Source organism: Pseudomonas sp. 32_A, from assembly GCF_017490905.1.
Lineage (GTDB): Bacteria > Pseudomonadota > Gammaproteobacteria > Pseudomonadales > Pseudomonadaceae > Aquipseudomonas > Aquipseudomonas inefficax.
Window position 1 is genome coordinate 47057 of sequence record NZ_JAFGYI010000027.1, and the last position, 22200, is coordinate 69256.

Annotated in this window: 16 protein-coding genes; 5 read left to right on the forward strand and 11 right to left on the reverse strand. The window is 65.3% G+C overall.

Annotated features, from left to right (window positions below):
* Window positions 1-99 precede the first annotated feature (99 nt).
* A complete protein-coding gene (locus tag J5M58_RS17205) occupies window positions 100-1455 on the reverse strand; it encodes an MATE family efflux transporter (RefSeq protein WP_112254142.1) in 1356 nt (451 codons plus the stop codon).
* A gap of 247 nt (window positions 1456-1702) precedes the next feature.
* Here J5M58_RS17205 and J5M58_RS17210 point away from each other — a divergent pair, with 247 nt between their 5' ends.
* Complete coding sequence (locus tag J5M58_RS17210) at window positions 1703-6604, forward strand: alpha-2-macroglobulin (RefSeq protein WP_207878852.1); 4902 nt, start codon at window positions 1703-1705, stop codon at window positions 6602-6604.
* Window positions 6605-6765: 161 nt separating this feature from the next.
* On the opposite strand, the gene J5M58_RS17215 is transcribed toward J5M58_RS17210, so the two are convergent.
* Complete coding sequence (locus J5M58_RS17215; RefSeq protein WP_112254144.1) at window positions 6766-7059, reverse strand: hypothetical protein; 294 nt, start codon at window positions 7057-7059, stop codon at window positions 6766-6768.
* Window positions 7060-7136: 77 nt separating this feature from the next.
* On the opposite strand from J5M58_RS17215, the gene pbpC reads away from it, so the two are divergent.
* The gene (gene pbpC, locus J5M58_RS17220) at window positions 7137-9491 is read left to right on the forward strand and encodes a peptidoglycan glycosyltransferase PbpC (RefSeq protein ID WP_112254145.1); all 2355 of its coding nucleotides are present in this window, start codon (window positions 7137-7139) and stop codon (window positions 9489-9491) included.
* Window positions 9492-9716: 225 nt separating this feature from the next.
* Window positions 9717-11381 carry a ShlB/FhaC/HecB family hemolysin secretion/activation protein gene (locus J5M58_RS17225; RefSeq protein ID WP_207878854.1) on the forward strand — a complete coding sequence of 555 codons (1665 nt, stop codon included), beginning with the start codon at window positions 9717-9719 and terminating at the stop codon, window positions 11379-11381.
* A 144-nt stretch (window positions 11382-11525) separates the two neighbouring features.
* On the opposite strand, the gene J5M58_RS17230 is transcribed toward J5M58_RS17225, so the two are convergent.
* The 8 genes from J5M58_RS17230 to J5M58_RS17265 all read right to left on the reverse strand — a co-directional run bounded on the left by J5M58_RS17230 (window position 11526) and on the right by J5M58_RS17265 (window position 17853).
* Window positions 11526-12302 (reverse strand): response regulator transcription factor, encoded by a 777-nt coding sequence (locus J5M58_RS17230; protein WP_112254147.1) that lies wholly within the window; start codon window positions 12300-12302, stop codon window positions 11526-11528.
* A 119-nt stretch (window positions 12303-12421) separates the two neighbouring features.
* Window positions 12422-12892 (reverse strand): prepilin peptidase, encoded by a 471-nt coding sequence (locus J5M58_RS17235; protein WP_207878856.1) that lies wholly within the window; start codon window positions 12890-12892, stop codon window positions 12422-12424.
* Window positions 12893-13171: 279 nt separating this feature from the next.
* Window positions 13172-13741, reverse strand: a complete 570-nt coding sequence (locus tag J5M58_RS17240; protein ID WP_112254149.1) for a DUF4136 domain-containing protein — start codon at window positions 13739-13741, stop codon at window positions 13172-13174.
* 19 nt (window positions 13742-13760) lie between these two features.
* Entirely contained in the window at window positions 13761-14396 is a 636-nt protein-coding gene (locus J5M58_RS17245) for a DUF4136 domain-containing protein (protein WP_112254150.1), read from the reverse strand.
* A gap of 21 nt (window positions 14397-14417) precedes the next feature.
* Window positions 14418-15167, reverse strand: coding sequence for a methyltransferase domain-containing protein (locus tag J5M58_RS17250; protein ID WP_100413275.1), 750 nt, complete (start codon window positions 15165-15167; stop codon window positions 14418-14420).
* Window positions 15164-15469, reverse strand: a complete 306-nt coding sequence (locus J5M58_RS17255) for a MazG-like family protein (RefSeq protein ID WP_013970728.1) — start codon at window positions 15467-15469, stop codon at window positions 15164-15166. Before J5M58_RS17255 ends, J5M58_RS17250 begins: the two co-directional genes overlap by 4 nt.
* Before the next feature lie 177 nt (window positions 15470-15646).
* Window positions 15647-16498 (reverse strand): MaoC/PaaZ C-terminal domain-containing protein, encoded by an 852-nt coding sequence (locus J5M58_RS17260; RefSeq protein WP_207878858.1) that lies wholly within the window; start codon window positions 16496-16498, stop codon window positions 15647-15649.
* 2 nt (window positions 16499-16500) lie between these two features.
* Window positions 16501-17853: a 3-oxoacyl-ACP reductase gene (locus J5M58_RS17265; protein WP_112254151.1), complete on the reverse strand. Its 1353-nt coding sequence runs from the start codon at window positions 17851-17853 to the stop codon at window positions 16501-16503.
* 117 nt (window positions 17854-17970) lie between these two features.
* On the opposite strand from J5M58_RS17265, the gene J5M58_RS17270 reads away from it, so the two are divergent.
* On the forward strand, window positions 17971-19248 hold the full coding sequence (locus J5M58_RS17270) for an acetyl-CoA C-acetyltransferase (RefSeq protein ID WP_112254152.1): 1278 nt from the start codon (window positions 17971-17973) through the stop codon (window positions 19246-19248).
* A gap of 39 nt (window positions 19249-19287) precedes the next feature.
* Window positions 19288-20067 carry a helix-turn-helix transcriptional regulator gene (locus J5M58_RS17275; protein ID WP_207878860.1) on the forward strand — a complete coding sequence of 260 codons (780 nt, stop codon included), beginning with the start codon at window positions 19288-19290 and terminating at the stop codon, window positions 20065-20067.
* Window positions 20068-20189: 122 nt separating this feature from the next.
* Here the strand turns inward: J5M58_RS17275 and J5M58_RS17280 are convergent, their stop codons facing one another.
* Window positions 20190-22133 (reverse strand): methyl-accepting chemotaxis protein, encoded by a 1944-nt coding sequence (locus J5M58_RS17280; protein ID WP_112254154.1) that lies wholly within the window; start codon window positions 22131-22133, stop codon window positions 20190-20192.
* Between the last annotated feature and the right edge of the window lie 67 nt (window positions 22134-22200).

Consider the following 22200-nt stretch of genomic DNA (forward strand, 5'->3'; position numbering starts at 1 on the left):
GATGGCTCCTTGCTCATGGCATGGAAGATGACGCCCCCTCCGTGGGCAGAGCTCTTTTTTTGCCTTGAGCCATCTAATGCAGTCAACTGAGCAATTCTTTCATATTGTGTTCTCCTGCTCCGCCACCCACTTGTCTTGCAGGTTCAATTTCCACCCCACCCACCCCAGCGTCACCGCCCGCAACGCCATGAACCCGAGGAAGGCCAACCACAACCCATGGTTGCCAAACCCACCCATGAGCACGCCCAACGGAAGCGCAATCAGCACCGACAGCAACATCGCATTGCGCATCTCCCGCGCCCGGGTCGCGCCAATGAACAGCCCATCCAGCAAGTAGCTCCATACCGCAATCAACGGCAGCAATGCCAGGTACGGCAGGTACGGATAAGCCGCTGCCCGAACGCTCTCGATGTCGGTCTGCAAATCGATGAACAGGTGCCCACCCAGCAGGAACAACCCGGCAAACCCCACGCTGGTGATCATCGACCAACCACAGGCCACCACCAGCGAGCGGCGCAGGGTGTCGCGGTCGCGGGCGCCAATGGCATGGCCGCACAGGGCCTCCACCGCATGCGCCAACCCGTCGAGCGCATAGGCAGTCAGCAGCAGGCCGTTAAGCAGCAGGGCATTGGCCGCCACGGTAGCCTCACCGAGGCGTGCGCCCTGCACGGTTATCAGCAGGAACACCAGTTGCAGCGCCAGGCTGCGCAGGAAGATGTCGCGGTTCACCGCCAGCAGCGGCCGCCAGGCCTGCCAGCGCTTGAGCGCCGCCCATACGATCTGCCCTGGGTAGGCACGCAAGGCCGGGCGTGTCAGGGCCAGGCCGAGCAGGGCAGCGCTCCATTCGGCAATCACCGACGCCCGCGCCGAACCCAGCACGCCCCAGTTCAGGCCAAGCACGAACCACAGGTTCAAGGCGATGTTCAGCAGGTTGGTGGTCAGCAGGATGGCCAGCGGCGCCCGCGCGTTCTGGGTGCCGAGGAACCAGCCGACCAGGGCGTAGCTGGCCAGTGCCGCCGGCAGGCCGAGCAGGCGGGTATGGAAGAAGTCTTCGGTGGCGTGCTGCAGAGCCGCGCTGGGTTGCATCGCGTGCAACGCCAGCTGGCTGAAGGGCAGCGCCAGCAGGCCGATCAGCAGGGCGAAGCCGACTGCCAGCAAAAGCCCTTGTACCAGCACTTGGCGCAACGCTGCACCGTCGCCACGGCCGGCGGCCTGAGCAGCGAAACCGGTGGAGCCCATGCGCAGGAAGCCCATCAGGCCGACCATGAAGGTGAACAGCGTGGCACCCACGGCCACGGCACCCAACTGGTGGGCGTGAGGGAGGTGGCCGATGACCGTGCTGTCGACCAGGGCTACCAGCGGCACGGAGATGTTGGACAGGATCATCGGCGCGGCCAGGGCCCAGACCTTGTGGTGGGTGGGGCGGTGGTGCCAGTCGGTGGTCAGTGAGGTCATCGGGTGTCCTGGGAAATTCTGGGGCTGCTGCGCAGCCCTTTCGCGACACAAGGCCGCTCCCACAGGGATCGTGTAAACCGGAAGCCTGTGCAGTACCTGTGGGAGCGGCCTTGCGTCGCGAAAGGGACGCAAAGCGCCCCGCTTTTGTAAATTGCCAGCAGTGTACCGGCCATGCAGCTAATTCGCGCGACCATAGTTGCGCTATAGTTGCTGCCCTCACGTACACGCTGCCTAAGAGTTCTACTCCATGTTCAACAAAGGATTGTTGCTGGCCTGCGCGCTGGCTTTGCTCAGTGCCTGTGACTCTTCGACGCCGGACAAGCCGGCGCCATCCGAAAAACCGGCGGCCACAGCGCCCGCCGCCACCCCGGCTCCCCAGCGCGAAGACCCGGCTGTACTCGCCAAACGCTACGAGGGCCGCGAGCTGACGGTGCTGGATGTTTCCGAAGTGCAGCTCGATGGCGCTGCAACGCTGTCGATCAGTTTCTCCGCGCCGCTTGATGCCAAGCAGGATTTCGCCAGCAAAGTGCATCTGGTCGATACCGTCAAAGGCAAGCTCGACGGCGCCTGGGAGCTTACCGACAACCAGATGGAGCTGCGCCTGCGCCACCTGGAGCCGCAGCGCAAGCTGGTGCTGACCGTCGACAAGGGCCTGCTGGCGGTCAACGGCAAGCAGCTGGACAGCGAGTCGATAACCCGCCTGGAAACCCGCGACATGCAACCGACCATCGGCTTCGCCAGCCGCGGTTCGCTGCTGCCCACGCGGCTGGCCGAGGGCCTGCCGGTGATCGCCCTCAACGTCGACAAGGTCGATGTCGAATTCTTCCGCGTGAAGCCGGACATGCTCTCGACTTTCTTGGCCAACTGGGGGCGCAACAGCAGCCTGTACTACTACCAGTCCAAGGAAACCCTGGACATGGCCGAGCTGGTCTACAGCGGCCGCTTCGACCTCAACCCCGCACGCAACACCCGCGAGACCGTGCTGCTGCCGATCGCCGGTATCAAGCCGCTGCAGGAGCCAGGCGTGTACCTGGCGGTGATGCGTGCCTCGGGCACCTACGACTACTCGCAACCCGCGACCCTGTTCACCCTCAGCGATATCGGCGTGTCCGCGCACCGCTACCGAGACCGCCTCGATGTGTTCGCCCAGGCCCTGGAAGGCGGCAAGGCCATGAGTGGCGTGAACCTGGAAATCCATGACGACAAGGGCAAGCTGCTGGCCCAGGCCAGCACCGATAGCGATGGCCATGCCCAACTGCCGATCACGCCCAAGGCCGACACCCTGATCGCCACCCAGGGTGTGCACACCACCCTGCTGCGCCTGAGCAGCGCGGCGCTGGACCTGGCCGAGTTCGACATCACCGGCCCGCAGGCCAACCCGCTGCAGTTCTTCATCTTCGGCCCGCGTGACCTGTATCGCCCAGGCGAAACGGTGTTGCTCAACGGCCTGCTGCGCGACCAGGACGGCAAGCCGGTCAAGGCCCAGCCGGTGAGCGTGGAGGTGCGCCGCCCGGACGAGCAGGTCAGCCGCAAGTTCGTCTGGGAAGCCGACGGCAATGGCCTGTACCAGTACCAGATGCAGTTGGCCGGCGAAGCCCCGACCGGCCGCTGGCAACTGCTGCTCGACCTGGGTGGCGGGCGCAAGCAGGTGTATGAATTCCTCGTCGAAGATTTCCTGCCCGAGCGCCTGGCGCTGGAACTCAAGGGCAGCAGCAAACCGTTGTCTCCGGATCAGGGTGCGCGCATCCAGGTCAATGGCCGTTACCTCTACGGCGCCCCGGCTGCCGGCAACCGCCTGAGCGGCCAGGCCTATGTTCGCCCGCTGCGCGAGGCGGTACCGGCGCTGCCTGGCTACCAGTTCGGCTCGGTCACCGAAACCGAGCTGAACCAGGACCTGGAGCTGGACGAAGTCACCCTCGACCAGGCCGGTAAGGCCGTGGTCGACATCGAAAGCCGCTGGGCCGAAGCCCGCTCGCCGCTGCAACTGACCGTGCAGGCCAGCCTGCAGGAGTCGGGTGGCCGGCCGATCACCCGGCGCCTGGAACAACCCATCTGGCCGGCCGAGCGACTGCCGGGCCTGCGCGGCCTGTTCGACGGCGAGGAAACCGACAGTGACGGGCCGGTGGAGTTCGAGTTCCTGGTGGCCGACCGCAACGGCAAGAAGCTGGCGGCCAACGACCTCAAGGTGCGGCTGGTACGCGAGCGCCGTGACTACTACTGGAACTACTCGCAGAGCGATGGCTGGAGCTACGCCTACAACGAGAAGTTCCTCACCCAGAGCGAAGAGACCGTCAGCGTCAAGGCCGGCTCCACTGCCAAGCTGAGCTTCCAGGTGGAATGGGGCCCGTACCGTGTCGAGGTGGAAGACCCGCAGACTGGCCTGGTGTCCAGCGCGCGCTTCTGGGCCGGCTATCGCGCCCAGGACAACGCCGAAGGCGGTGCGGTGCGGCCGGACCAGGTCAAGCTGGCGCTAGACAAACCGGCCTACGCCGACGGCGCTACCGCCAAGGTTACCGTCACCCCGCCCGCAGCCGGCAGTGGCTACCTGATGATCGAGTCCAGCGATGGCCCGCTGTGGTGGCAGGAGATTGACGTACCCGCCGAGGGCAAGACGTTCGACGTGGAGCTGGACAAGCAGTGGGCACGCCACGACCTGTACATCAGCGCGCTGGTGATCCGCCCGGGTGAGCGCAAGGCCAACGCCACGCCGAAACGCGCGGTAGGCGTGCTGCACCTGCCGCTGAACCGCGCCGAACGCAAGTTGGCGGTGAGCCTGCAGGCACCGGAGAAAATGCGTCCGAAACAGCCGCTGACCGTGAAGATCAAGGCTGCAAATGCCGATGGCAGCGTGCCCAAACAGGTGCATGTGCTGTTGTCGGCGGTGGATGTGGGCATCCTCAACATTACCGATTTCAAGACCCCCGACCCGTTCGCCAGCCTGTTCGGGCGCAAGGCCTACGGTGCTGACCAGCTGGATATCTACGGCCAGTTGATCGAAGCCGGCCAGGGCCGCCTGGCCAGCCTGGCATTTGGCGGTGACGCGGCGATGGCCAAGGGTGGCAAGCGCCCCAACACCACTGTGACCATCGTCGCCCAGCAGAGCCTGCCGGTGACCCTGGACGACAAGGGCGAGGGCCAGGCCACGGTCGATATCCCTGACTTCAATGGCGAACTGCGGCTCATGGCCCAGGCCTGGACCGAGGAACAGTTCGGCATGGCCGAAGGCAAGACCGTGGTCGCCGCGCCGCTGATCGCCGAGCTCTCGGCGCCGCGTTTCCTGGCCGGTGGCGACCGCACCAGCCTGGCGCTGGACCTCGCCAACCTGTCAGGGCGTGCCCAGCAGCTGAACGTCGAAATCGGTACCGAAGGTCAGCTGAGTCTGGCGGCCAACGCCGTGCAGAACGTTGCCCTGGCTGAAGGCCAGCGCTCGACGTTGATGATCCCGGTACAGGCCCAGGGTGGCCTGGGGCAAGGCAAGATGCATGTGCGGGTCACTGGCCTGCAGCTGCCCAACGAGCCGACCGGCGCGTTCGAGCGCGAGTGGACGCTGGGCGTGCGCCCGGCCTACCCGGCGATGCTCAAGCACTACCGCGTGGCCTTGAAGGACCAGCCATGGACCCTGCCTGAAGCAGACCTGGCCGCCTTCGAACCCGCCGGGCTTGAAGCCAGCCTGGCCTTGTCGAGCCGGCCGCCGCTGAACCTGGCCGAGCAGATCCGTGCCCTCGAAGCCTACCCTTACGGTTGCCTGGAGCAGACCACCAGCGGCCTCTACCCGTCGCTGTATGCCGATGCCGACAGCCTGAAGCGCCTGGGCATCAAGGGCGAGCCTGCCGATGTGCGCAAGCGCAAGATCGAGATGGGTATCGAGCACCTGCTGGGCATGCAGCGCTACAACGGCAGCTTCGGCCTGTGGAGCTCGGACAGCGAAGAAGAGTACTGGCTGACCGCCTATGTCACCGACTTCCTGCTGCGCGCCCGTGACCAAGGCTATGGTGTGCCGGCCGAAGCGCTGAAGAAGGCCAGCGAACGCCTGTTGCGCTACCTGCAGGAGCGCAACCTGATCGAAGTCGACTACAGCGAGAACGCCGAACACACCCGGTTCGCCGTGCAGGCTTATGCGGCGTTGGTGCTGTCGCGCAGTCAGCAGGCGCCGTTGGGCGCTTTGCGTGGCCTGTTCGAACGCCGCGCCGACGCCCGCTCTGGCCTGCCGCTGGTGCAACTGGCGGTGGCGCTGGACAAGATGGGCGACAAGCCGCGTGCCGAGCAGGCCCTGCAGGCGGGCCTGGGCATCAGCCGCGGTAAAGGCTGGATGGCCGACTATGGTAGCGCTCTGCGCGACCAGGCACTGATCCTGGCGCTGCTGCAGGAAAGCAACCTGGCCAGCCGTCAGGTCGACCAGCGCCTGTTCGCCCTGTCGGATGAGCTGGCGGCCAACCGCTGGCTGTCGACCCAGGAGCGCAATGCGCTGTTCCTGGCCGGCCGTGGCCTGCTGGGCAAGCCGGAAGGCCAGTGGCAGGCGCGCCTGGACAGCGCGGGCGAAGTTCGCGAGTTCAACAATGCCGAGTCCGGCATGAAGCTCGAAGGCCCGTTGCTGGCTTCGCCGCTGAGCGTGCAGAACCAAGGCAGCGAGACGCTGTACCAGCAACTGACCTTGTCGGGTTACCCACGCCAGGCGCCTGCTGCCAGCGGCAACGGCATGCAGATCCGCCGTGAGTACCTGGGCATGAATGGCCAGCCGTTGGACCTGCACAACCTGCGCAGCGGCGACCTGGTGTTGGTGCACCTGGCGCTCAAGGCTGAAGACAGGGTGCCGGATGCGCTGGTGGTGGACTTGCTACCGGCAGGCCTGGAGCTGGAAAACCAGAACCTGGCGCAGAGTGCCGCCAGCCTGGACAACGCCAGCAGTGCGGTGAAGGAATGGCGCGAGTCGATGCAGAACGCCAGCGTTGTGCACCAGGAATATCGCGATGACCGTTACGTCGCGGCGCTCAAGCTGGACAGCTACGGCACCACCCACCTGCTTTACCTGGCACGGGCGGTGACCCCGGGCACCTACCGCGTGCCGCCGCCGCAGGTCGAATCGATGTACCGGCCAAACCTGCAGGCCGTGGGGGATGGGCAAGGGGAGATGACCGTAAAAGCCCGCTAAGCACCTGCCTTGCGCGCACTATGTGGGAGCGGCCTTGTGTCGCGAAAGGGCCGCAAAGCGGCCCCGGCATTTCAAGCGGCGGAGCTGAGATCCTGGGGCTGCTGCGCAGCCCTTTCGCGACACAAGGCCGCTCCCACAGGCCTGCGCCGGGCAGTTCAATGTCAGTGAATCACCCAGCTCATAACCCACAACCCCAGCAGCAGCCAGATGATCCCGAGGATGATCGAGGCGCGCATGAACGCACGGATGGCCGAATACAGCAGCGCCAACCCGACGATCAGGGCGAGGATGCTGAGCAGTGAGGTGTCCATGCCCAAGGTGCGCGCCAGGCCATCGATGAAATTGCCACCGGCATTGGCCAGCAGGTTGAACAGCCCGCTCAATGCGTCGACGATGAAGCGGATCAACGACCCCAGCGCCTGGCCCAGCCACTCGAAAAAACCTTCTACATGCATAGTTGCTTCCTGATGAACGAATCGGCGATGTTGCCGTTCCCAAGCCTTTGGCCATCACCTGGCCAGGTCGGTTCCCGATGCCAAGCTTAACGCGGCCGCGTACCCGTGCGGGCAGGCTGTTGCGCGCCACAGTGATCGGCTTGGTGGTGCTGTTCGGCCTGTTGTGGCTGGCCGACCGCCTCTGGCCGCTGCCCATGCCCGGCGACGACCTGGCCCGGGTGGTGCTGGCCGAGGACGGCACGCCGCTGTGGCGCTTCGCCGATGCCGATGGCGTGTGGCGCTACCCGGTCAGCCCCGACGAGGTTTCGCCGCTGTATCTGCAGGCGTTGCTCACCTACGAGGACCGCTGGTTCTACAGCCACCCCGGGGTCAATCCGCTGGCCCTGGCCCGCGCTGCCTGGCTGAACCTGCGTGGCGGGCGTGTGGTGTCGGGTGGCAGCACGCTGTCGATGCAGGTCGCGCGCCTGCTCGACCCGCATGAGCGCACCTTGGCCGGCAAGCTGCGCCAGTTGTGGCGCACGGCGCAGCTGGAATGGCATCTGTCCAAGCGCGAAATCCTGCAGATCTACCTGGACCGTGCGCCCTTCGGCGGCACCCTGCAGGGCGTGGCAGCCGCCAGCTGGGCCTACCTGGGCAAGTCGCCCATGCACCTGACCCCGTCCGAAGCGGCGCTGCTGGCCGTGCTGCCCCAGGCGCCCAGCCGCCTGCGCCCGGACCGCCACCCCGAACGAGCCCAGCGCGCCCGGGACAAAGTGCTGCAACGCCTGGCCGAATACCAGGTGTGGCCGGCTCGGCAAATCCGTGAGGCTGGCGAAGAACCGCTGGTGCTGGCGCCACGTCAGGAACCAACCCTGGCGCCGCTGCTGGCCCGGCGCCTGAACAGCGCCGACAGCCCGCCGCTGATCCGCACCACGCTCGACGCCGCGTTGCAGCGGCGCCTTGAAGACCTGCTGCTGGGCTGGCGCGCGCGGCTGCCGGAGCGCACCTCCGCCGCCATACTGGTGGTCGATGCGCAAACCATGGCGGTGCGTGCCTACCTCGGCTCGATCGACCTGGCCGACGAGCGCCGCTTCGGGCATGTCGACATGGTGCGTTCTTTGCGCTCGCCGGGCTCTACCCTCAAGCCGTTCCTCTACGGCATGGCACTGGATGACGGCCTGATCCATTCCGAGTCGCTGCTGCAGGATGTGCCGCGACGCTATGGCGACTACCGCCCCGGCAACTTCTCCATGGGCTTCAGCGGGCCGGTGTCGGCCAGTTCGGCGCTGGCGCTGTCGCTCAACCTGCCGGCGGTGCAGCTGCTGGAGGCCTACGGCCCGAAACGCTTTGCCGCGCAACTGCGCACGGCGGGCATGCCGCTGATACTGCCGCCCCTGGCCGAGCCCAACCTGTCGTTGATCCTGGGTGGCGCGGGTAGCCGCCTGGAGGATCTGGTGGGTGGCTACGCTGCGCTGGCGCGGGGTGGCAACAGTGCGCGGGTGCGCCTGCAACCGCAGGATCCGTTGCTGGAGCGGCGCCTGTTGTCACCGGGGGCTGCGTGGATCATCCGGCGCATCCTCAGCGGCCAGGCGCGCCCCGACCGCGACCCGCATGCCGAGCTGGTGCAACGCCCGCAACTGGCCTGGAAAACCGGCACCAGCTATGGCTTTCGCGACGCCTGGTCGATCGGCGTGGGCCCGCGCTACCTGATCGGCGTATGGATCGGCCGCCCCGACGGCACACCGGTACCCGGCCAATTCGGGCTGGCTTCGGCAGCGCCGCTGATGCTGCAGGTGCACGACCTGCTGAGCAACCGTGACAGCCAGCGTGGCATCAGCGTGCCGGTGGAGCGGGTGCCGGCGAATGTCGGTGTGGCGGCGATCTGTTGGCCGCTGGGCCAGCCAATGAACAAGCAGGACCCCAATTGCCGGCGACAGCGTTTCGCCTGGACTCTGGACGGCACTACGCCGCCAACCCTGCAGGCCGCCGACCAGCCACTCGGCCTGGGCCTGCGTGAAAGCGTATGGGTCAACGGCCAGGGGCTGCGCGTCGATGGCAGTTGCCCGGGCGCCAAGGCCCGCGACATCGCTCTATGGCCCGCGCCGCTGGAGCCTTGGCTGCCACGCGTGGAGCGGCGTGCGGCGCGCCTGCCGGCCATCGACCCGACCTGCCCGCCGCAGGTGCCGGCCAGCGCTCCACCGCTTTCGATCGTGGGCGTGCGCCCGGGCGACAACCTTCGCCGTCCGGCCACCAGCAGCGAACCGTTGCAGCTATATGTGTCGGCGCTGGGGGGCGGCGGTCGGCGCTGGTGGTTCCTCAACGGCCAGCCATTGGGCGAAACCCAGGGGCAGGACAGCCTGCTGGTGCGCTTCCAGCAGGTAGGCCAGGCCGAAATCAGCGCGCTGGATGAAAGCGGCGAGACCGCGCGCGTGGCGTTCCAGGTCAGTGAGTAGCCGTTCGACGAGGGCCGAGGCAGCACCTACGCTTGCAAGTAACGGGTGTGACCGGCTGGCGCCCCTGATGCCTGTCAGTCAAGCAATTTGGGACCGCTTTGCGGCCCTTCGCGGGCACGCCCGCTCCCACAGGTTTGGCGCTGGGTTCAGGAAAGCGCGATCTCTGTGGGAGCGGGCGCGCCCGCGAAGGGCTGCAACGCAGCCCCAGGGAACATGGAGCGCCCTATGCGTCCTCTGGCCGTGCCCCTGTTGTTGCTGCCTTGGGCGCTTGCGGCCCATGCCGAACCTTTGCCGGGTTTTCTCGACAGCCATGAGTACGAACGTCGCCTGCCCGCCGCCAACCTGCCGATAGACGCCTACCGCCCGGTCAGCGCTCACCTGCAGATGGCCGCGGTGGATGGCGGCAGCGCCGCCTGGGCGCCTGCCGATACCCGGCTGGTGCTGCATAAAGTGCGCTTCGAGGGCGGCACGGTGTTCCCCCTGAGCGAGCTGCGCGAACACTACCAACCGCTGATCGGGCACCAGACCACGTTGGGCGAGCTGCAGCAATACACCGCGCGCCTGACCCAGCGCTATCGGCAGGAAGGCTACCTGTTGTCGTACGCCTACCTGCCGCCGCAGGAGGTGACCGAGGGCCGGGTCAATGTGGTACTGGTCGAAGGTTATATCCGTGATTACCACGTAGACGGCGATATCGGCCCGGCCAGCGCCTATCTGCAGCAGCTCCTGCAACGGCTTGCAGCCGAGCGCCCGCTGACCCGGGAAACGCTGGAGCGCTACCTGGGCCTGGCCGAGCGCCTGCCAGGGGTGACGTTAGAGCCGCAGCTGGCCGTGGCGCAAACCGCTGATGGTGCCGCGCGGTTGACCGTGCATGCGCGACGTAAGCCGTTCAGCGCTGCTGTTACCGTGACTGATGGCAACCGCGACGATGCGCAGGCGCTGCTGACGGCAATCAGCCACGCCCAGACCCGCTTTGCCGAACAGATCGAGGCCAGCTTGTTGCTGCCACCGGGGAATGACCAGGTGCATTACCAGCGTCTGGCCTACAGCCAGTACCTGGACGCGGGTGGCAGCCAGCTGCTGGTGTCGGCCTCGCGCTACCGCAGCGAACCGGGCACGCGAACTCGGCTGGACGATGGCCGTGACATCACCCGCAAGCGCGACAGCGATCACTACGCGATCGGCCTGCGCCAGCCGGTGATCGTCAGGCCGGATGAATGGATGGCGGTGCAGGGGCAGGTGTATTCGGTCAGTGAGCACTTCGAAGACCAAGTGGACGGACTGCCAACGGCACGGGACTACGACACCTACGTGCGTGCGCTGTCATTCGAGGGCGACTGGCGCAAGGTGGAAGGGGGCCGTTTGCGTATCGTCAGTGCCGGCGTCTATCAGGGCCTGGATTACCTGGGGGCGCGCAGCGATGCCGACTACGATCTGGATTTTCTGCGGTTGCGGCTGTCCGGCTTGCAGAGCGACACGTTGCCCGGTAACTGGCAGGGGGTGGTCTCCGGGGCGTTGTACTGGAGTGATGACCGCTTGCCCGACAGCGAGCGTGCGGGGTTTGGCGGGCAGAGTTTCGGCCGTGGCTACCCGCGCGACCAGGCGGACGGGGACAAGGGCTGGGGTGTGGCTTACGAGGTGAACTACAGCATGCACGGCAGCTGGCTGGCGTTGGTGCAGCCCTATGTGGTGCTGGATACGGCGCAGGCCTGGCATAACCGGGGGCCTGTGGAGGATGCCCATCTGGCATCGGCGGCGCTTGGTGTGCGGTTGGGCGATGGGCGCTTGTTCAATGTGGCGCTGGAGGTGGCCAGGCCTTTGGCGGATATCGCACTGGATAGCCTGGACCGCGGGCCTCGGCTTACCTTGAGTATTGGCATTCAATTGTAAGGGGCTGCTGTGGGAGCGGGCGCGCCCGCGAAGAATCCAACGCGGTGCATGGCACCGGCTGCGCCGGTGTTCGCGGGCGCGCCCGCTCCCACGGGTGTCGCGATGTGGCTGCATCGCAGCCGCCAAGATCCTGAAGCTACCTGTTTAGTGGGTAGTAAACCGCTGATGCACCGGCGACGAACTGGGGGTCATTGCCAGTGCCAGCTGGGTGCGGTTGTGCATGTGGGTCAGGCGTAGCACCTGGGACACATACAGTTTCACGGTATTTTCGGTAATGCCCAGCTCACAGGCGATCTGGTAGTTGGTCTTGCCCTTGCCCACCAGGCGGGCCACTTCCAACTGGCGTGGCGACAGCTTCCCGAACGCCGCTGGCAGCTCGCTTTCACTTTCTTCCACATCCGTGGCACGCCGATGGGTTCCCTGGCCGCGGGCTTTTTCCAGATCCTGGTAGAGCTCGTCAATCGATTCGGCCAGATCCTGCAGGCGCTGGTTCAATCCGCCGAGGTCGCGGAAGTTGCGCTGGCGTTCCAGCAACGCTTCTTCCTGCCGACGTACGCCTTCGAGCAGTTCATCGAAGTCCACTGGCTTCTGGTAGTAGTCGGCAAAACCTTCACGTAGCGCGCGAATTACATCCTGTTTTTCGGCACGCCCGGTCAACATGATTGCCTCGAACATGCGCTGGTTGCCGTTGGCCTGCTTCAAGGTGCGCATCAGTTCGATGCCATCCCGTCCCGGCATGTGCAGGTCGCAGATGAGCAGGCCGATGCCCGGGTCTGCCATATAGCGCTCGATGGCTTCGTCAGTAGAATGGGCCGGCACGCAGAGGTAACCCTTTGTTTCGAGGAAATCACAGAGTTGTTCGACAATGACCGATTGGTCATCCACCACCAAAACCTTCAACTCACTCACTTGTCTGGACACGATCCACTCCCTGTTCGTATACGGCCCTGCTCCTGGGCCAGACGCTCTGGCAGTTTAAAAATAGTCGCACCAAGCGAATATGTACAAGTTTTGTACAAGGTGTAGGGCCGCAGGCCAGCTCATTGGACCCATACCGCTGTCAAAAGAAAGCCGGCCAGCACATAGGGGACGAACGCCTGCTTGTCGCCCATTTCCTCGGTCAGCGCTTGCAAACGTTTTTTCACCTTGGGGTTGAGCAATGTCCAGAGTCGCCGACGGGTGAGCAGCCACAGCAACACGCTGACTCCGGCGCCGATGAAGGTGCCAAGCACGTATTGCGGGCTGGTTGCCAGGGCCAGCGCGCCCATCAGCTTGACGTCATCGGCGCCGAAACGGCCTAGCATGTAGCCGGGCAGGGTCAGCAGCATGACGATGGCCAGCGCCCAGCCGGCATCGCTGGCATCCGCGCCGATCCAGCTGTGCCCGGTGGCGAAAAGCCAGGCCAGTGCGCAGGTAGCCACGCCAAGGGTGAGCATGTTGGATATCTGGCGTTGACGCACATCCTGTTCGCAGCACAAGGCAAGCCACAGCAGGAGAACAATGCTTTGCATTGGCAGGTCGCCTTTCCCAAATGTTGAACGCATCTACCCGGTCAGTCAGGTTTCCTTAAGTGAAGATAGACAAGAACCTGCGGGGAGTGGAGCGGGAGAGGGAAAAAGGCGTGGCCGGGAAGGGTATTGTCGCTGTTGAAACAGGCCTTGCAGGCGACCCTTGTGGGAGCGGGTTCACCCGCGAACACCGGCAAAGCCGGTGCCATGCACCGCGTCGTTCTCTTCGCGGGTAAACCCGCTCCCACAGGGGCTTTGGCGCATGCATGAACGCGTTCGGAGTTATTTCCTGCTACCCGGCGGATAGTTGCCCAGCACTTTGGCCACGGTGTTCTGGATCGCGCTGTTGCGCTCTTCCGGGCTTGGCGGGTAGTTGTTCATGATCTGCTCGGCACTGCCGCGCCACACCAGCTTGCCGTCACGCCCATCGAACAGGTCGATCTGGATGGTCGCGACCTTGTAGTCGACGCTGCGGGTTTCGTTGTACATCGGGCCACCCCAGTAGCCGCCCCAGTAGCCTCCCCAGCCACCGCCGTAATTGGTGGTGATCTGTTGCTGGCGCTGCTCGACGATCAGGTAAGCGCGCACTGTCAGGTCCGGCCGCGCGCCACCTTGTACCGGGCGCAGGCCGCGCTGGTCGAGTTGGCTTGCGACTGCCTGGCGAATGCGCTGCTCGGTCAGGTCGCTCTTGATTCGTGGGTCGTCCGGGCGGTACTGCAGGCCCGGTTCCTGCCATGCCCAGCTGCGGTAGGCGGCAAAGTCACGGCTGGCATCGAAATCCTGCTGGACGTTATTGCTGGAACAGGCGGCGAGCAATAACGCGAATGACAGTAGAACAAGGCGGCGCAACATGATGGTTCTCCGTTGGATATCAACTGGGAGGATAGCCGTTGAGCGCCTTGTGCACAGAATCGCGCAGGGCGCTTTCGCGTTCACGCGGCGAGTCCTTGTCGCTGCCGCTCTCGGCGCTGGCACTCCATACCGGCTGGCCGCTGCGGGCGTCGTACAGGTCGATACGCACCACCATCACCTGCACCTCGTAGGTGCGCACGATGGGCACGCTGGCATAGCCACCATAGCCATGGCGGTAGCCGCCATAGCCGACGCCACCGTAGGGGTACGGGCCGTAGTAAGGGTCGTAGGCATCGTAGTCGCGTACTTGGCGCAAGCGTTTTTCCAGGCGTATGTCGGCGCTGACCAGCAAGTCGACGGTGCCGCCCCGGGCGGGACGCAGGCCATGCTGGTCCAGCGCGCCGCTGACAGCATCGGCCAGTTGCGCCGGGTCGGTATCGACCGAGCCACTGGGCAACTGGCCGTTACGCCAGCTCCAGCTGCGGTAGTGCCCGTAATCACGGGCCGGTGTCGGGTAGGCACTGGCGTCGAAGGTGCTGGCCGCCTGGGCCGGTGCCGGTGGTAACGGGCGGCTGCTGGCCACATAGGGGTTGCTGCCCTGGCAGCCAGCCAGGGCAAGCGGCAGCACGGCCAGGCACAACAGACGGTACGGCATGTATTCCTCCCGGCGGGCAGGTCAACGGGGGCGGCAGACCCAGTGCAGGTAGCGGCCGAGCCCGGCGAAGCTGGGGTGTCGACGGTAGGCCAGTTCCATTTCCAGCAGGTCGAGCAGCTCGGCCTTGCCCTGGAATTCCTTGGGCATGTAGTCGTGGAACACCCGCACGCCGCTTTCGCTTTCAACCTGCCACATAGGTTCAAGTTGCGCCCTGAGTTCGCGCGGATCAAGTGGTTTTTGCGGGGTCAGGCTCTGCTTTTCACCTTCCAGACGGTTGCTGCGCAACTTGCGGAAGTGGCCCTTGAGCAGGTTGCGATAGACCAGGGCGTCGCGGTTGTAGAAGGCCAGCGACAGCCACCCGGAAGGGGCCGTGAGCTGGTGCAGCACCGGCAGGATGCTTTCGGGCTCGGCCAACCATTCGAGGACGGCGTGGCACAGCACCAGGTCGTAGGGCTCGGTCAGCTGGCCGAGCAGGTCCTGCCATGGGGCCTGGATGAAGGTGGCCGGTTGGCCAGCCTCGGCAAAGCGCGCCCGTGCGCCGTCGAGCATCGGCGCGGCGGGTTCGGCCAGGGTCAGCTGGTGACCGCGCTGAGCCAGCCACAAGGCCATGTGACCCAAGCCGGCGCCGATGTCGAGGATACGCAGCGGGCGGTCGGGCAAGGCTTCGGCCAGGTCGGCCTGCAGCACGGCCAGGCGGATGGCGCCCTTGGCGCCGCCGTAGATCTTCTCGGCAAAGCGGGTGGCCAGCTCATCGAAGTGACGGTCGTTCATCGGGCGAAGCGCCTCTCGCTGTCGGCCAGCTTGGCCCGCACCACCTGGTCCATGTCCAGGCCCAGCTCGCTGCACAGCAGCAACAGGTACAGCACCACATCGCCGATTTCCTGGCCGGCATGGGCCAACTTGTCGGCGGGCAGCTGGCGCGATTGGTCTTCGCTCAGCCACTGGAAGATTTCCACCAGTTCGGCCATTTCGACGCTGGCGGCCATGGCCAGGTTCTTCGGGCTGTGGAAGCCGCGCCAGTCGTTGTTGTCGCGGATCTGGTGCAGGCGTTGGGTGAGTTCTTGCAGGTTCATCGGGGGTCTCCTAATGCTGCATAGCTTCTGCGCAGGCCCGATGCAAAGCAAGGGGGCCGCTATGCGGCCCATCGCGACGCAAGGCCGCTCCCACAAGAGGTCACTGGCATCAAACCGAACGCGGTAGCTGTGGGAGCGGCCTTGTGTCGCGAAAAGGCTGCGAAGCAGCCTCACGATTTAAAGGGGGGCCCAGCGCCCGACCATATGCAGCACCCCGCCATGCCCGTCCAGCCGCAGCTCACCTGCAACCCCGGCCTCACTGGCACCGAGCACCACCTCCGACGGCAACCGCACCGGTTTGCGGAAATCCACCTCGAAGGCATAGCCACTGTGCGGCAGGTGACCGCGCAGTGCCGCCAGGGCCATGGCCTGGCTCCACATGCCATGGGCAATGGCCGTGGGAAAGCCGAACAGCCGTGCACTGGCTGCGCTGAGATGGATCGGGTTGTAGTCCCCGCAGACCTTGGCATAGCGCCGGCCGATATCGCTGTCGGCGTACCAGCGGGTCACCTCTGGCAGCACTTGTGGCTCGTCCTCGGCAGGCTCACCTGCCGCGCCTTCCAGCTTCAGCCCGCGCACCAGCATGCGGCTGGTCTCGCGCCAGAGCAGGCCGATGCCGTCCTCGGCTTCGGTGACCAGATCGAAGGTGCCACCCTTGGCATGCGCTTGCAGGTTGCCTGCATGCACCGCAAAGCGCAGCCCTTCGATACCGCCCAGTGGGCGTACCACTTCGATGCGGTTGTGCAGGTGCACCAGGCCAAGCAGCGGGAAGGGGAAGTTAGGCGCGGTCATCAACTGCAACTGCAGCGTGAACGCCATGACATGTGGATAAGTGCCTGGCAGGCGGCCATCGTCGGTGAAGTGGCACAGCCGTCGATAGGCGGCCAGGTTGCCCGGCTGGACGCGGATTAAACAGCGCAGGCCGTCGTCCGGCAGTTGGTCGCCGCTGATGGTGCGCTTGCTGGCCGCGCGCAGGTACAGGCTGGCGCGCGAAGCCGGGCTGTGCAGGTCATGCCAGTGTCGGCTCATGATCAAGCCCCCATCAAGGCCTGGCCGCATACCCGCAGCACCTGGCCGTTGACTGCACCGGAGCCCGGCTGGCTGAGCCAGGCGATGGCTTCGGCGACATCCTGCGGGCGGCCGCCCTGGCCAAGCGAACTCAAGCGTCGCCCGGCCTCGCGCAGGCCCATGGGCATGGCGGCGGTCATGTGGGTTTCGATGAAACCGGGTGCCACGGCATTGATGCTGCCGCCGCGCTCGGCGAGCCGGGGCGCCCACGCCTGGGCCAGGCCGATCAGCCCGGCCTTGCTCGCGGCATAGTTGGCTTGACCGCGGTTGCCGGCGATGCCACTGACCGAGGCCAGCAGGGTGATGCGCGCGTTTTCACCCAGGGCACCGTTGTCGTACAGCGCCTGTGTCAGTACCTGCGGTGCCTTGAGGTTGACCGCCAGCACCGCGTCCCAGTATTCCGGGGTCATGTTGGCCAGGGTCTTGTCGCGGGTGATGCCGGCGTTGTGCACCACGATGTCGATGCCGTCGGGCAGGGCCGCAAGCAGTTGTGTTGCGGCGTCGCTGGCGCAGATGTCCAAGGGCAGCGCCTTGCCGCCCAAACGTGCGGCCAGGGCGTCGAGGTCCTGGCTGGCTTGCGGCACATCCAGCAGCAGCACGTCGGCACCATCGCGCGCCAGGGTTTCGGCAATGGCCGCACCGATGCCGCGCGCGGCGCCGGTCACCAGGGCGCGTCTGCCAGCCAGCGGCCGGGTCCAGTCCTCGACCTGGCTGGCGCAGGCATGCAGGCGCAGCACCTGGCCGGAAATAAAGGCACTTTTGGGCGAAAGGAAGAAACGCAGGGCGCCTTCCAGCTGGTCTTCCGCGCCGGGGCCGACATACAGCAACTGCGCGGTCGCACCGTTGCGCAGTTCCTTGGCCAGCGAGCGGCTGAAGCCTTCCAGGGCCCGTTGGGCAATGCTGGCCAACGGGTTGTCGAGGCTTTCTGGTGCGCGGCCCAGCAGCAGCACATGGGCGCACGGCGCCAGGCTGCGCAGCAGTGGCTGGAAAAATTCGCGCAACTGCTTCAACGCGTCGCTGTCGGACAGGTGACTGGCATCGAATACCACGGCCTTGATCTTCGGCCCCAGGCCAGCCACCCACGGCTCGGCCTGGAGGTGGTCGGTATTGAAGCTGTAAAGCGTGTCGGTCAGGCGCGGGGCAATGGCTTCGACCTGGCTCGCCAGTGGCCCGCCACCCAGTACCAGGGCACCTTCGACCGGGCGCAGGCGGCCGGCCTGCCAGCGCTCCAGCGGCGCTGGGCGTGGCAGGCCAAGGGCATCCACGAGACGGCGGCCGAGGTTGGAGTTGGCAAAGCCGAGGTAGCGATCGCTCATGAGTGGTCTCCCGGAAGGCAAGCTTGAAAGTGTGGACCAACTTTGTGGCAAGGTCGTTCGAATGCGGTAAAAACACCTAGGCTGTACGGATCAAATTGTTTCAGGAGGAACAAGCGCATGCGTTCACTTCGCCGGGTCGCGATCCTGGGCGGCAACCGAATTCCCTTTGCCCGCTCCAATGGTGCCTACGCCACGGCCAGCAACCAGGCGATGCTTACCGTCGCCCTTGAGGGGCTGATCGAACGGTACCGCTTGCATGGGTTGCGCATGGGGGAAGTGGTGGCTGGTACGGTGCTCAAGCACTCGCGAGACATGAACCTGACCCGGGAGTGCGTGTTGGGCTCGCGCCTGTCGCCGCAGACGCCGGCCTACGATATCCAGCAAGCTTGCGGCACCGGGCTGGAGGCGGCGTTGCTGGTGGCCAACAAGATTGCCCTGGGGCAGATCGACTGCGGCATTGCCGGCGGCGTGGACACCACCTCCGATGCGCCGATCGCGGTCAATGAAGGCCTGCGCCATATCTTGCTGCAGGCCAACCGTGGCAAAAGCCTGGGCGAGCGGCTCAAGCCATTCCTCAAGCTGCGCCCTCACCACCTGAAACCCGAATTGCCGCGCAACGGCGAACCGCGCACCGGGTTGTCGATGGGTGAGCATTGCGAACGCATGGCCCAGGCGTGGCGCATTGGCCGTGCCGAACAGGACGAACTGGCGTTGCTCAGCCACCAGGCGCTGGCTGCAGCGTACACCGAAGGCTGGCAGGATGACCTGCTGACGCCGTTTCTGTCGTTGACCCGTGATAACAACCTGCGCCCCGACCTGACCCTTGAGCAACTGGCCAGGCTAAAGCCAGCCTTCGACCGCAGCGGGCAGGGGACATTGACGGCGGGCAATTCCACACCGCTGACCGATGGTGCTTCGTTGGTATTGTTGGGCAGCGAGGAGTGGGCCGAGCAGCAGGGGCTGTCGGTGCTGGCCTATCTGGTCGATGGCGAAACCGCTGCGGTGGATTTCGTTACTGGTCGCGAAGGCTTGCTGATGGCACCGGTGTATGCGGTGCCGCGGCTGCTGGCGCGCAATGGCCTGACGCTGCAGGACTTTGACTATTACGAGATACACGAAGCCTTCGCCGCCCAGGTGCTGTGCACGCTCAAGGCCTGGGAAGATGCCGATTATTGCCGTGAGCGGTTGGGGCTGGATGTGCCGCTCGGGGCAATTGACCGCAGCAAGCTCAACGTCAAGGGCAGTTCGCTGGCGGCCGGGCACCCGTTTGCCGCGACCGGGGGCCGGATATTGGCCAACCTGGCCAAGTTGCTGGCGAAGGCGGGGAAGGGACGGGGGCTGATTTCGATCTGCGCAGCGGGTGGGCAGGGGGTGACCGTCATCGTCGAGCGCTGAGCTGTTAGGCTTGTCTGGTCAGAACTACAAGAAGCCACCATGCCCATCATCGGACATCCCCGCCCCATTCCGGCGCTGGACCACCTGCCCAGGCCGCTCTATGCACGAGCCGAAAGCCTCGGCGCCGGCTCGTGGACCACCCGCCACCAGCACGACTGGGTGCAGTTCTCCTACGCCATCAGCGGCGTTCTCGGGGTGTATACCCGCGAAGGCAGCTACTTCGCCCCACCCCAGTGGGGCGTGTGGATACCAGCCGATGCCGAACACGAGGTGGTCACCTCGATGCAGGCCGAAATGCGTAGCCTTTATGTGCGCCGGGATGCCTGCCCGTGGGCACCGGAGCAATGCCGGGTACTGGAAGTGACCCCGCTTGCGCGCGAACTGATCAAGCAGTTCTGCCTGTTCCCGGCAGACTACCCGGAGGGTGACAGCGCCGAAGCGCGGCTGGTGGCGGTGCTGCTCGACCAGTTGCGCATGCTCCCCGAGGTCGGCTTTTCGCTGCCACTGCCGCGGCACCCGGGGTTGTTGGCACTGTGCAATGGGTTGATTGCGGCGCCGGATCAGCCGCAGACCCTGCAGCAATGGGCGCGGGAGCTGGGCTGTTCGGAGAAGACGCTGATGCGGCTGTTCCAGCGGGAGACGGGGCTGAGCTTTCGCAACTGGCGGCAGCGCATGCGGCTGTTGTCATCGCTGGCGTTGCTGGAGGCGGGGCAGAACGTTACCGAGGCGGCGCTGGGATGTGGGTATGACTCCACCTCGGCTTACATTGCGGCGTTCAAGCAGTTGTTTGGGGCTACCCCGGGGGAGCTCAAGTTGTAGTGTTGCTTGTGCGGGCCCCTTCGCGGGTGAACCCGCTCCCACAGGTATTGCGCTGCCCTTGAGACTAGCGCTGTACCTGTGGGAGCGGGTTCACCCGCGAAGAGACCAGCAAAAACAATACATCAGGTACGGAACCTGCGCACCAGCGCATCCAGCTCATTGGACAACCCGGCCAGGCTCTCCGAATCCACCCGCGCCGCCTGGGCCAGTTCGGCCACCAGTTGCGCATCGCCGTGAATCTGGCTGATGTGGCGGTTGATGTCCTCCGCTACCTGGTGTTGCTCTTCGGCCGCCGTGGCAATCTGGGTGTTCATGTCGCGGATCACATCCACCGACTCGCGGATCTGCCCGAAGCTGTCACGGGCCAGGCCGATGCGGCTCACCGACTGCTGTGAAACCTCCAGGCTGGCGTGCATCTGTGCGGCCACTTCGGCAGTGCGGCTGGCCAGGTTGCCCAGCAGGCCGTCGATCTCGGCGGTGGAGTCGGCAGTACGCTTGGCCAGCGCCCGCACTTCGTCAGCAACCACGGCAAAGCCACGGCCCTGCTCGCCGGCACGGGCGGCTTCGATGGCGGCGTTGAGCGCCAGCAGGTTGGTCTGCTCGGCAATCGAGCGGATGGTGCCGAGGATCGACTGTATGGCGTTGCTGTCACGCTCCAGCTGCTGGATCGACTGCGCCGACTGCTCGATCTCCTGGCTCAGGCGGTCAACGCTATGTACCGCCGCATCAATCTGCTGCTGGCCTTCGCGCGCCTGTTGCTGGCCGCTGTCGGCCGACTGCGCCGCCTGGCTGCATGAACGTGCCACTTCGTTGGCGGTGGCGACCATTTCGTGGAAAGCAGTAGAGACCATGTCCACCGCTTCGCGCTGGCGGCCTGCGGCTTCGGCCATGTCGCTGGAAACCCGGGTCGAGCTGCTGGAGGTGCTGAGGATCTTGTTGGCGGCAGCACCGATATGCTGGATCAGGCTGCGAATGGCACCGAGGAATTGGTTGAACCAGCTGGCCAGTTGCGCGGTTTCATCGCGGCCACGGATTTCCAGGTTGCGGGTCAGGTCGCCCTCGCCCTGGGCGATGTCTTCAAGGCCGCTGGTAACGCTGTTGATCGGGCGCACGATCAGCTTGGCAAAGGTGGCACCGACCACGGCGAACAGCGCAGCCAGTACCAGGGCCACTACGCCGATCAACCAGGTCAGGCGGGTGGTGGTCTGCATCACTTCGCTCTGCTCGATCAGGCCGATCAGGGTCCAGCCCAGCTGTTCGTCCGGGTAGATGTTGGCCATGTAGCGCACGCCATTGAGCTCCACTTCGGCCAGCCCCTTGCCGTGCTTGGCCAGCTCGGCGTAGCCGTCGCCAAAGCTCGCCAGTTGCTTGAAGTTGTGCTTGGCGTCACGGGGGTCGACCAGCACGTTGCCGTTGTTTTCCACCAGTAGCACGTAGCCGCTTTCACCCAGCTTGATCTGCTGGACGATCTCGGTGAGGCCTTTGAGCGACACGTCGACGTTGACCACGCCACCAGGGTTGCCCAGTTGGTTGGCGACGGTGCGCACGGTACTGACCAGCACGGCGTCGTCGGCAGCCCAGTAGTAGGCGCCGGTACGCAAGGTCTTGCCAGGGTTGGCCATTGCCAATTGGTACCAGGGACGGGTGCGCGGGTCGTAATTGACGAACTTCTGCCCGGCCGGCCAGCCGACGTAACCACCATCACTCACCCCGTAGGAGAGGTACGCATAGCTGGGATGGGTAGTGGCCAGGCGAGTCATGAACTCCAGCACTTTGCTGGCCTGTTCGCCCAGCTCATAGGACGGGGTTGCGCTCATGTACTTGTTCAGTTCGCTGCCCGTGGCGGCGACCAGGGGCTGCGCGGCCATGTACTCGACGTTCTGGTTGATGCCCTGGAAGAAGATGTTCATCGCGTTGCTGACCTGGCGGATTTCCCGGCTGCTGCCATCGAGGAATCCGTCGCGGGCTTCGCCACGCAGGTTGAGGACCACCAAAGTGGCTACAAGTACGATGGGCAAGCCGGCGATGACCGCGAATGCCCAGGTCAGTTTCTGTTTGATGCTCATCGACGCTCCCGGATTTTTTGTTTTCGATACACGAGGCAGGTATCAATTGCATCGGCAGCATCCGGGT